Source organism: Photobacterium sp. HL06, assembly GCF_059552575.1.
Genome location: NZ_CM183914.1, coordinates 2,242,434 through 2,257,264 on the forward strand (window position 1 = coordinate 2,242,434; position 14,831 = coordinate 2,257,264).

Genomic DNA, 14,831 nt, shown 5'->3' on the forward strand with positions numbered 1-14,831 from the left:
TTTTAACGGAGTAATCAATGTCTGCCCCTCGTTATCTAGTCGGTATCGATTTAGGTACTACTCACACTGTTGTTGCTTATACGCCTATCACCGACGAGCTTGAATCCAGCCCAGTCAACATCTTTGAAATTGACCAGCTTATTGCACCGGGTGAAGTTGCCCGTAAACCCCTCCTGCCTTCGTTTCGCTATCACCCAGCAGAAGATGAAATAAGCCCATCTGAACTGGTATTGCCTTGGGATATCCAACCGGTTAAAGGTGACATCAACAATGCCATTATTGGTGAGTTTGCACGTGAACTGGGTGCAAAAGTTGAGGGGCGCCAAGTTGTCAGTGCCAAGAGCTGGCTCTCTCACACAGGTGTTGACCGCAGCGAAGCCATTCTTCCCTGGTCTTCTAACCGCGGTGTTAAGAAAGTCTCTCCCGTTGTGGCAAGTGCCAGCTACCTAAACCATGTCCGTCAGGCATGGGACTATCACCACCAAGATGCCAAACTAGCCGAACAAGAAGTGGTAGTTACCGTCCCGGCATCGTTTGACGAAGCCGCACGAGCGCTCACGCTTGAAGCCGCGGCCATGGCAGGGTTGCCAAAGATCTTGCTGCTGGAAGAGCCTCAGGCGGTGTGCTACGACTGGTATGCCAAAAACAAAGCAGATGCCGAAGAGCAACTAAAAGATATTCCATTGCTGATGGTATGCGATGTCGGCGGTGGTACTACGGATCTCAGCCTGATCAAGGTCAGCACGGATAAAGACAAGCTAACACTGGATCGTATCGGTGTCGGCGATCACCTGATGCTAGGTGGCGACAACCTGGATCTCGCTTTGGCTCACAAAGCAGAACAACGCCTGCACGGAAGTAGCAAAAAGCTCAGCGCAGCCGGTCTGTCAAAACTGATCCAGCAAACCCGCAAGGTTAAAGAACAGCTGCTTTCAGGCAATGCGCCGGAGTCAGCTAAAGTGACGTTGCTGGGTAGCGGTTCGCGCTTGATTGGCGGCGCTAAGAGTATTGAACTGACTCGCGAGGAAGTCCACAGCATTGCTCTGGATGGTTTCTTCCCACAAACAGAATACAAGGATCAGCCAAGCCAGCGTCAGGCTGCAGTTGTAGAATTCGGCCTTCCCTACGCCGCCGATCCGGCTATCAGTAAGCACCTGGCCCAGTTTATCGACTTGCATGATACCGTTTGCCGTGAAGCGCTGCAGGACAGCGGCACGGAAATTGATGAAAGCTTGCCGGCTATCCCTGCCGCTGTACTTTTAAATGGCGGGGTATTTAATAGCCCACTGCTCTCTGACCGTGTACTAACGACGTTCTCACACTGGAAAGGTGACGCTGTCACTGAACTTAAGAACCCTCACCCGGATCTTGCCGTTGCCTATGGTGCCGTCGCTTATGCCAAAGCACGCCACGGTGCACAGCTAAAAATTGGTGGTGGTTCGGCGCGTTCGTTCTTTCTTGCCCTAGAAGACAAGAAAAAAGGCAAGCAAGGGATCTGCATCCTACCCAAAGGGATTGATGAAGGCGAAGAAGTTCGTCTTAAGCAACGCAAGTTTGCCCTGACGCTTGGCGAACCCGTTCGTTTTAACCTAGTTTCTTCTACCGATGACAATCACACCGAGGCTGGTGAGCTATTTGCCATCGATAGCGACAGCTTTGTTACCCTGCCCCCTTTCATTGCAACGCTAGACAGTGATCGCGACCGTGCCGAGCTTGCGGCAAACCAGAAAGATCGCGAAGAAGTCACATTAGCCTGTCAGCTTACTGAAGTCGGCACATTGCAAATTGAATGTGTCAGCGTGACCGATGACAGCAAGCGTTGGAAGGTGGAGTTCGCTATCCGGAAAGATTTGGCCAAGCTTAACCGAGGCAGCGATGATTCAACCATGGCGGAATCCATTCTTCCGGCCCGCATGGACGATGCAATCAGTGCGATTAAGCAAGTCTATGGCGGCAGCACCAAAAATGCTGACAGCAAAGCAATCAAAACACTGCGCAACAATCTTGAGAAAATGCTGGGTAAACGTGGCAACTGGGAAACACCTTGCCTACGCGAATTGGCCAATGCCCTGCTTGAGAGTAAAAAACGTCGCCGCCGCTCAGACATTCATGAACGAAACTGGCTAAAACTCACCGGTTTTGCCATGCGTCCGGGGTTCGGCTACCCTTCAGATGACTGGCGGATGGAGCAAGTCTGGGCGCTGTACCAGCAAGGGATCCAGTTTGATTCCAACACCCAAACCTGGAGTGATTGGTGGACCTTCTGGCGCCGGATCGCCGGAGGACTGACACAAGAACAACAGCTGGTGATTTTCAAAGACATCGCGAAATACATCAGCCCAAGTGCAACTCGAGACAGCAAGCTGAGCAAAGAATTACAGGAACGAAGCTATGAAGACATGGTTCGTCTTGCCGCCTCGTTAGAGCACCTGCCGTTTGATAAAAAACTGCAATTAATCGAATGGATATTTGGTCGCCTGCAAAAGACCCAGTATTCACAGGCACACTGGTGGGCCATTGGTCGCATTGCAACCCGTAGCCCGTTTTATGGCAGCGCGCATAACTTACTGACACCACAGCATATTGCCTACTGCTTACCAGAGCTGATTGAATTCGACTGGCGCAAAGATCCAAATATCGCTTTTGCCGCGGTGATGATGTGTCGGATGACGGGTGACCGTGCCCTTGATATCGATGCCCAGAACCGATCTGAGGTCGTTGCCAAGCTAAGAGCGAGCAAAGCACCTGAAAGTTGGGTTCAGATGGTGTCTGAAGTGAAAGTATTAACAGAGGCTGAAACCAAGCGTGTATTTGGTGATGCACTGCCTACAGGCCTACGTCTGATCGATTAAGCTTCTGTTAGGGTTCGAATGGTAATCTCGGTGTATAAAAATATTCTACATTCTCTGCTGGGGTATTTTCGCAGAGAACGCAACATACCTAGTGAGTATTACCATGAACCGTACCCAGTATAAGATAATTGCTCAGCGGATTTTCAAATCAGACAATCAACGTATCGCTGTTGAGGCCGTGATCTTTGATGGCTTGTCCAGCTATGAGGCTGAAAAGCGTTTTGATGTGCCTAAGGGAACACTTTCTCGTAATGTAAGAAAGTATAAGAACGAAGTCGATTATCTAAACCATGTAGTTGCCGCATAATTGTTACCACAATTATCCAATTAAGAACGGAGAGCATTGCTCTCCGTTCTTATTCTATTCCCGGGTGAATAATAAAATCAGAACCTATATCGATACATGGCACCTAGAAATACATTACTATAATCCTGAGATAAATCTCCCATGGTTAATACACCACTCATGCTATCCGGTTCCAAATTACTGTAATAATAATCGTTGTCACTGTATCGCTCATAGATCAGATCCAACCGAACATCACTTTGTTCAGTCAGCAGATAATTAGCAAACACATTTACGTTATGTGAATAGTTTTTATTATCCGGATAACCATCCGTTGTTACTCGCTGATCGACAGACTCAGTAACTTTACCTTTGGTGTAGGTGTAATCGAGACCGATAGATAATTTTTTCTCCAGCAAGTCAGTAACTTCAGCACCAATACCATAGGTATTCGTCGCATCACGCAGTGTGGTCCACCAATTCGCATCACGGCCATTATCGCTACCCGCTTGCTCATAGGTGATTAACTGCCGCCCCATAAAGCCATATATATCAATATTATCAGCAGCCCGATAGTTAACCGATAAATCGTAACCTACCTCTTCGCCATCACTCAGTCCAACAGTTGTATCGGTATAATTGTCCTCGCTCGCATAGGCGATAACCGTCGCACTCAACGCCTCTGTTACTGAAACACCCAGATTGGCTTTCAGCTCACTACGCTCTCTGTCAGCAAGATTGAATCTTCGCAAGTTTTCATTCTGTGCCGAAGAGGCAAAGGTACTCGACTGATAATCGGAGCCGCCACGATCACTGAAGCTATATTTCAGCCCCCACGATACACTCTGGCTATAGCGGCTAGACATTTTCGCCCAAACGGTATTCTCATCCGTCTTTTCACGTTCCCATTCCGGACGGTCTTTCTGCTCGTAGTCGTAACCCACGTCTAATTTTGCAGGTTTCCAACCACGATACTGCCCTTTCACACCTGCTTTATAGGTTGTGGAATCATAAGTACGATTAGTACGGCCATCCCATTCAAATTGATCCGTTTTATTATCACGATCTTTATAGTCAAAATCAGCAGTCAATCGTATCTTCTGCGTCAAGCGGTGGTTCACCCGCAAGTTCGCATTCGCCGTATTTACCTTCGCATTGAGGGAATTAGCCGGAAGGCTCGCCCCCGTCTCGATAAACGTCTCATCCTGAGTCATTTGCCCAAGCGATGCTCGCCCTGCAAACTGGGTTTTACTCAGACGATAGCGGCCTGACAATATCAACTGATGAAATTGGTTGTCCGGTTCATAGCTTATCTGATCTGTATTGCCGGTGAACGGGCTCTCCCAACTGAGGCTATCGTGTTCATTCACAAATAATGAACCATGATAGGCTACATCAGCCAGCCAATTATCACCCTTATACGCAAGGCCAACATCAAACAAATTCGTCGTATGCTCTACCACCTTAGGCAGGAAAGTAGAAGACGTTCCGGCTACCCCTGTCGCTATTTGCAGCCCCTCTTTTTTCTCCTGCTGGAAAGAGGCTCTCGGCCGCCATGGTGATGGAACATGGTAATCTAACTCTAGCCTAACTTTCTCCCTGGTCAGCTTTAGCTCTATTGGCCTCAGTGATGAATCCAACTCAGTCATATTCGACGTTGACCCGCCAAAGACCCAGTTCGACGGTAGTTGCAAGTCTGTACTACCAGGGTTTATATAAGGGCTCATAGCCTGGTTGTTGTAATATGTTGTCCGTTCGCTATAGGTGAGCTTTGCCCTCAGGCCGGAATAATAGCCCAGCTCAGCCCCCACATCGAAACGGGTAAAACCAATATCCCGAAACCAGAGGTTGGCATACTTTTCTTCTGCTCTATAATTGACAGCCAGATCACCTTTAACTGTGATACCTTGCTCGGCGTCTGTACCAATTCGATTGCCAAAACGGTATGCATCATCACCGATATACCCAAGGCCGATAGCTATTTCACTGCTCGTCTCTGGCTGGAAACAACTTTTACATTCCCAGCGTTTTGTTTTCACTTCATCGATGTCAATACCGTCAATACCATAACCTGATGCGGCGGCATGAGTGGCAAAGAAAATCGACGCGCTAAGTAAAGATAATTCTCCCTTCATTGATCGACTCCTTGTCTACTTCCGAAACAAATCACCAGCAGGGTGATTTGAACCATGTATCTGTGTATGACAATTCAAACAACTTTTTCCCAATACCTTATTACCTACCGCATCAGGATAAGCATTACCGGTATGGCCAACTGCTGTGTGGCATTCCTGGCATAACTGAGGCATCCGACGCTTTAGCAACGCATCATTGTTTGAACCGTGGGGGCTGTGACAGCTTGTACAGTCATCCGTTACCGGCTCATGCTCCCATAAGAACGGACCACGTTTTTCCGCGTGACAATCAAAACAGGTTTCATTCGCTGTCGCCCGGATCAAAGAAGCATCATTCATTGAGTCATGCGGGTTATGGCAATCGGTACACGTTTGATCATCGAACTTCAGAGGGTGCGACGAACGTTTATGGATCTCGATTTTTTGCTGTACGTGGCAATCAGTACAGACGTCGTTCTGGGTTTCCGGTTGCAGGATGGGATCTTTCTCTACATGCAATGTGTGGCAACTTGTACAAGCCACTTCATCCGACTCATGAGCACTGCCCTGCCAGCCTATACGGTCATGATCATTATGGCATGACAAACAAACGGTGTTTTGTTTGTCAGCTGGCAACTGCGAGTCGGGACCAAAGGTGATCATAGGCTCACGTTCTTTACCACGGCGTGGACGTTTATCATGGCGGCCAAGGGGGCCATGGCAAGACTCACACTGAAGCTTCGCCATAGGGCCATTGGGATCATTAACGATCCCATGACGACCTACAAAGATCTTTGTGGCGTCATGATCCGATTCCTCATCATGGCACTTCAAGCAGGTATCAGCCCCTTTTGAAGAATACTTGCCCTTAGCAAATTTTTTGTCCATGACCTGCACCATTTTTTCCTGCCAGGTGTAAGCGGACTCCTCTACCTCTTTGTCTTTTGCTTTTTCAGCCGCATATACCATAGATACACTGGCGAATAAAAGCGCCGCAACTAAGGCTATTAGCGGACGTGTAAACTTATTCATCACTTTTCCTTAATAACGGAAAAAGGGGCTCAAGGGAGCCCCAAACTGTTGCTATTTATTCTGTTAATCCGTGGACCTTATCAACACCAAATTCGCTGCCTTTGGCATGACAGGTTGCGCACGCTTCTGTACCTGTTGCTTCTGCTGCCGTACCAGCACCAAATACCGCGCCATTACCTATAAAGTGATTGGCTGTCGAGATTTGTTCAGTATTTAGGCCTGATCCAGCAAGATCGCTTGGGTCAATAGCGCCTACAGGTACGCCAATATGGCAACTTGTACAAACCACTGCCGTCGGGCTGGTATAAGCTTGCGGACTGCCAAAAGGTGCGCCGCTCCATGCCACTGAAGGACGTGTATTTTTGCTGTTCGGTAAATCATACTGGCTGCTGGTGTGGCAAGATTCACAGTTATTGAGCTTACCCGGATACTCATCAAAGCCGTGGCCATCAGTGTATTGAGTAAACTTTTGACCGTGGGCAGCATGAACATGGAACTTCAGATCAGCTGGACGGCCATTGTAGAAAGCCCCGCGTGTTGCATTGTGGCAGCTGGTACATTGGGCCAAATCTTTAGCGGCATGATCATAGGCACCACCTGCGGCTTGGCTATGGTGGCCGGTGAGGTCATTGTGGCATGAATTACAGCTCGCCACGTCCGCCCCGATTTTTTCAACATACGTGGTCGCCTTTGAACCATCCGGGTTGAAAAAAGCTTTAGGTGGATTAAGCGCCATTTGAGTGCCAGAAGCACAATCGGTCACACCACTGTTGCCGACGCAAACAATACCATCAGTGATAGTGACTGCAACCGTTGGGTTGAGGCCAGCCAGAATAGAGGCCTGAATTGCAGCATCATCAAATATTGTACTCTTCGAACATGTAAATGCACCGTTGGTGACAGGATCGGGACAGTTGGTCGCATTAACAGCTATCTCATTCGCAGAATAACTAATTTCATAACCGCTACCCTGATCCCAATTTGCCAGCAGCTGCATCTCTTTAGATAAGTTATCGGTAAGATCAGTTAATGCCGTAATTGGAGTCCCTCCAATCGAAACACCCACAGTCACATCCAGGTTACCTGCAGCATAAGTAATTGCCTTGATATCAAGAACCACACTATCACGCATCGCATCTAACACAGACAAGACTTGAGTGTGGTTACCTGCTACTGAACCATATTGGTTGCTCGGCGCATGGCAGGCGCTACAATCTTCATTTTCGACCGGGAACTTGCCATAAGACGGAACCCCTTCAGGATCTTCAGGCTTTGCTGAGTGCTTGTGCATCCAAGAGGAATTAGCGTCCCACTGCGCTTGGGTAAACGCGACATCATCATGGCACGAGCTACAGGTTTCCATATTCTGGACATTTTTCCAGTTGTCACCATCTAATGTCGCCACTGCCGCAATTGTAGGATCGACAAGCTTATCGTCTTCACCCACATGGCAATTGGTACAGTTTCGGATGTCTTGTGGAAAAGGTACGCCACTCACCGTTCCGCCAATATTCTCGGAATAGGTATGCTCAGTGCCTTTATAGCCAACTATCGAGTATTTAGCTCCATCACCTTCAGCAGCGATACCCGGTAACTCTTTACCCATATGGATCTTATGAACCATCACTTTAAAGTCCACAGTATTACCGGACTCCGGATCAGTGGTACTCGGGTTATGGCAGGTAACACAATAACCAGTCTCGAGCCTCGAGCCTCCATGCATTGCTATTTTGGTATGGCAATTATTACAGCTTTCCGTTGCAACAATATCACGGGTGTGAATTAAACTTTCGCCGGAAGGTACCCAGTCATACACACCGTTTGCAGCAGGATGCTTACCTGAACTTTCGCTCACCTGCATAGCAACACGGTGAGTTGTCCGTTCATCCCATGGAACACCAGCAACATTTAAAACATCATTGCTGAATGTGTAGCTGTAAGTGCCATTGTTATTGTCTACAAACTCCCCATCTTTATCATAAGTTGCCTGTTCAACATCGTTATATATAAAGCTTTTCCATTCACTGGAATTTCCATTTTTAGCCGGGATCAGCTTAGCCACGGTCATTCTTGGCTGGTTCAATCCGACAAAACGAACACCTTCTGATGACGTTGCTTCAAAGTTAACTTTAATATGCCCTGTGTTAGATTCCACTGACAATACTGAAAGGATAAGTGAAGTTGTTTCAGTAATAACCGGAACTACCTCTCCAGATTTCCCATCTTCACCATCACTTCCCCCACAGCTAGCTAATAAGCCCATCATCAGAACACTGACTAATAGACGTCTCAAGCGGTCCATTGCTTCCACCTCGTAATTATAAGGTTTGTAATCAAGTAAAATATTAAAAGCGACATTAATGTTCAAACCTTGGTCAATATAACTACCAAAGTGAATTCATATAAGAATTCATCTGGCATATCATTTCGAGCAATTTCTTGCATTCAGTTGCACATGGTTATTAAAATATGGATGTAGAGCAACATTCAAGCAATATTCTTAACTTACTAAAACTATTGAAGTTTTTTATTATTATACTCCAAAATAAGTAACCTAACTGATGGCCTGTATCAACTTTTAAATTTATTGTTAATCATAGCGGATTTATTATCTGAAAATATGAACTACTCCTAAATTGGTATACATTGATATTTTTAATAGCCTGGATTTTGTTATTGTTAGCCATCAGATCAATACCCTATTAGAAATCCAATTGGTCCATAGAAATTCTATTAATAAATGCAACAGATATTTTTTAGGAGCAAGCCATGTTCATTAAATCTGTTTTTTGTGCCTTCTCCGGCGCATTGTTATTATTCTCTGCTGGCGGAATGGCTGCGGTTGAAACTCAAGAATGTAATGATTGTCACGGTAAGGATGGTATTAGCTCAGAACCAACAATTCCATCTATAGCTGGGATTTCTGAAATATCACTTCAAGACCAATTATTTGCTTACTTAGATGGCCGTCATTCAAACAAAGTAAATTATATTTCTGGTGATACCAGTCGCCCGGCCACCGACATGAGCTCCGTTGTTGCTGATATGAGCGATGAACAGGTTGAGGAGCTGGCTGCGCACTATTCCTCCTTCGCTTTTGTCCCAGCTAAACAACCCTTTGATGCGAACCAAGCCGCTTTGGGTGAAAAGCTCCACCTCAAGAGCTGTGAAAAATGCCACAGCGAAGGGGGCTCCCTTCTTGATGATGATGCTTCCATTCTCGCGGGCCAATGGAGACCTTATCTCCGTGGTGCAATGGATGAGTATATTGATGGTAAACGGGAAGGTGAAAGTGGAATGGTTAAGGTATTGAAAGTGCTAAAGCCAGAACAGCTTGATGCGCTTTCACATTATTACGCGAGCCAGCAATAAACGGAGAGCAAACAATGGGCTTATGGACTAGACCCAAATCAAAATGGTTATTAGGCATTCCCCTTGGGGGCTTACTCGCTATCCTGATTGGTGTTATTGGCTGGAATATTTTCATGGGTGTGATGCACACGACCAGCACGACTGAGTTTTGTGCATCCTGCCATACACAAATCGACACGGTAGTGGAAGAATATGAAGCCTCTATCCACTTTAAGAACCAATTTGGTGTACGCGCAGAGTGCCAGGATTGCCACCTAGCCGATGATTTCATTCCTTATATATTCCGCAAAATCGAAGCGGTAAAAGAAGTTGTCGCCTTCATGCGTGGCGATATTACGAAAGATAATTTTGAAGAGCATCGTGGCCGAATGGCAGAAAAAGTCTGGGCTGAAATGACTGAAAACGACTCAAGGGAGTGCCGTAGCTGCCATAAAGCCGACAGCATGGACTTTGCCGTTCAGAAGCGTTCAGTTGCCAGACGTCACAAAACGATGGAAGATAAAGGAAAGACCTGTGTCGACTGCCACCAAGGTGTTGCGCATACTTTACCTGCCATAGATATTTAGAAATCCAATCAAAAACGGAGAGCATTGCTCTCCGTTTTTTCATCTGTCATTCCCAGAACAGCCGTTCGTCTGTCGATCTCTGTTTGCTACACAGCAAAAACAGTCCAGCGCTTATGAGTAAAAGTACCAGGTGCGTCACCATACCTAAACTTAAATACGCCTCAACCGGATGCTCATTGGTCAATATGGTCAGTGGTAGGGAGTAAACATCACTAATAAAATCTCCAATCGCACTGGTTCCAAATAACAGGTAAGCCATCAGCTTCGTTGCGACAACCGTCATCACAATAGCCACCATAGGATGATTAGTCAGCTGTGAAACAACCAGCAATACACAAGCAAGTGGTAATAGTGACAGGCTAATCATCACAGCTCGGCCAACAAAACTCAACCAATGCCAAAGCATGGCCGGCAGTGATATTGAGAAGGATGCCATAATATCTTCCGCCATCCACCATTTTGCGAGCAGCCAAACAATCCCATCAGAAAACAGCAATAACATTGATGCGATTAGGGGAATAATGACAAGGGCAAACAACAACTTCACCGCAATGGCCAAATGGTCAGAAACAGGGACCGAGCGCCAGAACATCAAGCTGCCTTCATTGCGTTCCTTACGAAGCGTTTTAGGCACATAAGCCAAAAACAGCAGTAAAAAAGCCAAGCCAGCTACAAGTTCATTGAGTTTGCCGACAAAGCTGGCAAAACCACTTGCTCCTGAACTGAAGACCCACTCTCCTACTCCCGATGTCTGTATCGACAAACTGACATTATCGCCACTCATTACCAATGCAAAATTCAGCACGGCAAACAGTGCAATAAATAGCGGTAGCTTTACGACGATACGGTACTCAATCAACTCTTTTTCAAGCAGACAAATAATGGTCTTCACGATTGCATCTCCTGCTGTTTAGCGACAAATATATTGGCAAGATTTGCGTTTGAAACCTGTCCCAGAGGCTGAAGCAGCTCCCTGTCTGTATTTTCAAATAGCACAATATGATCTTTGCTGCCTTGTTTATGATAGAGGGGGGAAAGTGCCAGTGCATCATTCAGATTATCTGAACCGACGTTAAGGAGAGAAAAGCGTGATTCAAGTTCATCAATACTTGCTTGGAGCACTGTCTGGCCTTTTCTTAATACCATAATATCAGTCAGGAAGTGTTCAATCTCCGCCACTTCATGACTGGCTATGATCAGCGCCCGATCGGCTTCCCTGAACCAAGACATCAAACTGCTGTAAAACTTCTCGCGGTACATCAAATCCAAACCAAGCGTAGGTTCGTCAAGAATAAGTACCCTGACATTGGTGGCCATAACCAAGGCCAAATGTAATTGAACTTTCATCCCTTTAGACAACTTGCTGATCTTACTTGATGGCTTTATGTCGGTTTCTTGTAAATAGTGATTGGCTTTAGTTAAGTCAAATGAAGGGTGAACGCCAGCCATATATTTTACAATCTGACTCACTTTCATCCAGCCGGGCAATACCGCGACATCAGAAATATATGCAAGATCTTTTACCACACTCACCCGACTTTTTTGCGGATGAAGGCCAAATACTGATAACTCACCATCAAAAGCCTGTGCGCCAAGGATCGACTTTATTAATGTCGATTTACCCGCCCCGTTATGCCCCAACAGGCCAAGGATCTGCCCGGCTCGTAGCTCAAAGCTAATATCACAGAGCGCCTGATGTTGCCGGTACGACTTACCTAGTCGAGTGGCTTCAATCAATATTTCCACGTAAATTTACCTATTGCGATGAGAATGTATATATTGCGGGAATAATACCAAATGATAGACAGAATTAATAAGCGCCAACTGAGTTGCTGACGCTTGAATCTAAGGGCATTTCGCAAAAAGGACTGGATGCGTAGAGTTCACTGCACGGGAGTCAACTACAGGCCTATCAGATTAAACGGCCTTACTTACCTAACTCACCCAAAGCGATACCGATACCGATACCGAATAATAGCTTAACGTTGCTTCCTCATTAGAGCTGAAGTTTCAGAAAACAAAACGAAAAAGTAGCTAGCAATTCAAATAGTAAAAAAGTCCTATTACTGAAGTGATGATAAACAAGATAATCACTTAAGGTAAAGTCTAAAAACTCTTTTTGGGTGCTGAACAAAACCCTCACCCTATAGCAAGGATGATTATGTGCATAGTTTGATAATAGCTTAACGGTTAGTTATAAATTACTCTTCTTTCTCAAGTAGGTCTTCAGGATGAACACCATCTTTTTCCATCAAAGCTAGGATTTCTGTCATCCGTACCTGACGAGCTTCTTCCTTAAATTCATGCAAAACAGCCATCAAATTATTAATTTTCTGTAGCGGAATACGTTTAATTACGGCTTTCTGACGCCCTGGTACTTCATCAGCAAAATCGATTAGCATCTGACGGTAGTCAGCACGCTCTTCTTTAATCGTACCAGTACTTGAATCTACATTCTTTAACATTGCGGTCAGTGCTTTTTCAGCAGCTGCAAAACTATCCATGAAATATACCTCTTAAATCATATACCAGCATGTTATTACTCAGACCCGAGCATAGATACCAATAGTAATTCTAATAAGCCTATTGGCAATCGCCGGGCAATTGAAACTTTCAGCTCAACAAATGAAAGACAACCTCAAAGAAGTGGAGAGGTTGGCGGTAGTCTGTCAATTAACATCAGTAACGATTGTGATATCTATTCACACTCTAATTATAATGGAAATTTATGGCAGCGTAGCCAGCAAGACATTCTAACAGGCAGATAATACCTCTTGATGCCTATCATGTGAACTCAAATTTAAACAATTTCATCAATTACACGAGTGAAAAATGCCATCGGAAAGATGCTGTTCAGGTTCACTCTAGTATTCTGGTTCAAAAGCAACAATTTAGCAACAAGAGTTATCTACAAAGATCACACTTCGACACTTGTTGTCCTTATATACTCTCTACCGACATCCACAATATAATAACCATATAAACAATTAGCCTTCTGTGAACCTGAGCTCATCATGCAGACACATCATCGTACTTATCCTCTTCTTTGCTACTGCCTCCACCAAGGTTGAAGGCCAGAAAAGATGATAACTATTTCAACACTGGTGCTTCACTTGCTCAACAGATCGAGACTTCGGTAATGGACCGCTATATTAAACAAAATATTTCAGCTGCATCAGAACTGACGACTTTCGTGCACACTAATCCGATCTATGGAAAAGAGGCCGCCCTGCTCATTTCCCATTTCTGTTATACCGATCAACCTTTTGATTTTGCGTTAGAAGAGCTTTGTTGTTAACCTTAGTGGAGACAATAAGCATATGAATATAATGGCCTTTTGGCGGACATTAGCGCAGTTTGGTAGCGCACTACTCTGGGGGAGTAGGGGTCGCTGGTTCGAATCCAGTATGTCCGACCAAAGGGCCATTTTTATCTAGGCTCCGTTTCCTTCTTTATTTTCAGTTGCTAGCCAGATTGGTCAACTTCTCTTTTCTATATAGCACCAACATATCTCATGATCTTTCAATTAGAGGTTATACCAAACTGAATAATTATCTGATCCAATCAGAGCGATGCCAGCCGATTGAGAGCAATCCAAATTGATGAAGATATAGTGGTTCTACATCAAAGCGATTTGGGGCAGATATCGAGCGGCTGGCATGCTCCCGAAGGGCAAGTTGCAAAGGCTCAGCTACTTTGTTGCTCGATTTTGGTGGATATGAATACACCTACAATCAAGCGCCTTGTATCTGAACCTTTTCAAGCTTGCTGATAGACCAGATAATTGTTCAGCTTGGTATTATGTGCGAGCTGTCAAAACTTGCGATGAATCCAAGTTTCCCTTTTACATTATATGAAACTGATCTATATCAAAGTACTATACCTTTAAAAGGAGGCACGAATGAAGCTCAATCCAACTTGTAATAAATGTGGGCAATCTGATGAGTTCTTTGTATCAGAAGACAATGTCTATATCTGTATTTGCGGGCACGAGTGCACAGAAATTAATGAAATTGATGATAATGAAGTGCTTCAGCCTGCCAGCATCCATTACCACAACCTGCAAAAGCCAACTTACATCCATTAATAAGGCAATATGCGGGTCGTATGGTTAATAGCCCCCCAATAAGAATCATCATTTGTTCGACATGATGTAAAAGCAAGCTTAACTCCTCCCAAAAAAACAGGAAACTCATTATTGGGCCTCCCTTTATTTCTTTTGAATAGCCGCAGAAATATTATTCACTCAATAAGCTCACCTAATTGCCTCCGACGTGACTCAAACCTGTTTAAATAACAAACAGTTGTTAATTTTCCTTGAAAGACACCACCACCAAAACAGTTAAAATTCCTGCAATTTTCGTTAAATTTAGGTTAATTTACTGTTTTTCATTAATTGTACGGCGTACATAAATGAAAATTATTCTTAGCACTCATACAAATTCAAAGCATTGATTTAAATGGAAATATTTTACAGCACTAAATACCATATGAATATATTGCACAGATCTCATTTGAAAAACGTGATCTAGGTCGCACTGTATTGGAAGAATTTCATGCTAACTTGCAGCGCCTTCTTTAGGCGAAACATCCGATTCTATGTTTCACA

The 14,831-nt window shown here is 45.0% G+C and carries 11 protein-coding genes and 1 tRNA gene; 6 read left to right on the forward strand and 6 right to left on the reverse strand.

Annotated features, from left to right (window positions below):
• The first annotated feature begins 17 nt into the window (after positions 1–17).
• The gene (locus tag AC51G0_RS10470) at positions 18–2,852 is read left to right on the forward strand and encodes an Hsp70 family protein (protein WP_496298305.1); all 2,835 of its coding nucleotides are present in this window, start codon (positions 18–20) and stop codon (positions 2,850–2,852) included.
• A gap of 103 nt (positions 2,853–2,955) precedes the next feature.
• Entirely contained in the window at positions 2,956–3,159 is a 204-nt protein-coding gene (locus AC51G0_RS10475) for a helix-turn-helix domain-containing protein (RefSeq protein WP_496298307.1), read from the forward strand.
• 77 nt (positions 3,160–3,236) lie between these two features.
• On the opposite strand, the gene AC51G0_RS10480 is transcribed toward AC51G0_RS10475, so the two are convergent.
• Genes AC51G0_RS10480 through AC51G0_RS10490 form a run of 3 tightly spaced genes read right to left on the reverse strand, consistent with a single transcriptional unit; the run spans position 3,237 to position 8,586 of the window.
• Positions 3,237–5,273, reverse strand: a complete 2,037-nt coding sequence (locus AC51G0_RS10480) for an MtrB/PioB family decaheme-associated outer membrane protein (RefSeq protein ID WP_496298308.1) — start codon at positions 5,271–5,273, stop codon at positions 3,237–3,239.
• Positions 5,274–5,288: 15 nt separating this feature from the next.
• Positions 5,289–6,284 (reverse strand): DmsE family decaheme c-type cytochrome, encoded by a 996-nt coding sequence (locus AC51G0_RS10485; RefSeq protein WP_496298309.1) that lies wholly within the window; start codon positions 6,282–6,284, stop codon positions 5,289–5,291.
• Positions 6,285–6,339: 55 nt separating this feature from the next.
• Positions 6,340–8,586, reverse strand: a complete 2,247-nt coding sequence (locus AC51G0_RS10490; RefSeq protein ID WP_496298310.1) for an OmcA/MtrC family decaheme c-type cytochrome — start codon at positions 8,584–8,586, stop codon at positions 6,340–6,342.
• Between the two features lie 467 nt (positions 8,587–9,053).
• On the opposite strand from AC51G0_RS10490, the gene AC51G0_RS10495 reads away from it, so the two are divergent.
• Together AC51G0_RS10495 and AC51G0_RS10500 are read left to right on the forward strand one after the other, a co-directional pair.
• On the forward strand, positions 9,054–9,656 hold the full coding sequence (locus AC51G0_RS10495; protein WP_496298311.1) for a c-type cytochrome: 603 nt from the start codon (positions 9,054–9,056) through the stop codon (positions 9,654–9,656).
• A 14-nt stretch (positions 9,657–9,670) separates the two neighbouring features.
• A complete protein-coding gene (locus tag AC51G0_RS10500) occupies positions 9,671–10,222 on the forward strand; it encodes a NapC/NirT family cytochrome c (RefSeq protein ID WP_496298312.1) in 552 nt (183 codons plus the stop codon).
• 46 nt (positions 10,223–10,268) lie between these two features.
• Here AC51G0_RS10500 and AC51G0_RS10505 read toward each other — a convergent pair whose 3' ends face one another.
• From AC51G0_RS10505 to AC51G0_RS10515, 3 genes are all read right to left on the reverse strand, one after another.
• Entirely contained in the window at positions 10,269–11,114 is an 846-nt protein-coding gene (locus tag AC51G0_RS10505; protein WP_496298313.1) for an ABC transporter, read from the reverse strand.
• Positions 11,111–11,968, reverse strand: coding sequence for an ABC transporter ATP-binding protein (locus AC51G0_RS10510; RefSeq protein WP_496298315.1), 858 nt, complete (start codon positions 11,966–11,968; stop codon positions 11,111–11,113). The genes AC51G0_RS10505 and AC51G0_RS10510 overlap by 4 nt, the downstream gene beginning before the upstream one ends.
• A 455-nt stretch (positions 11,969–12,423) precedes the next feature.
• Positions 12,424–12,726, reverse strand: a complete 303-nt coding sequence (locus tag AC51G0_RS10515) for a hypothetical protein (RefSeq protein WP_496298317.1) — start codon at positions 12,724–12,726, stop codon at positions 12,424–12,426.
• An 837-nt stretch (positions 12,727–13,563) separates the two neighbouring features.
• Between AC51G0_RS10515 and AC51G0_RS10520 the strand changes: the two genes are divergently transcribed.
• Both AC51G0_RS10520 and AC51G0_RS10525 read left to right on the forward strand, forming a co-directional pair.
• A tRNA-Pro gene (locus AC51G0_RS10520) sits at positions 13,564–13,640 on the forward strand.
• A 483-nt stretch (positions 13,641–14,123) separates the two neighbouring features.
• Positions 14,124–14,309, forward strand: coding sequence for a hypothetical protein (locus tag AC51G0_RS10525; RefSeq protein WP_496298318.1), 186 nt, complete (start codon positions 14,124–14,126; stop codon positions 14,307–14,309).
• The last annotated feature ends 522 nt before the right edge of the window (positions 14,310–14,831 follow it).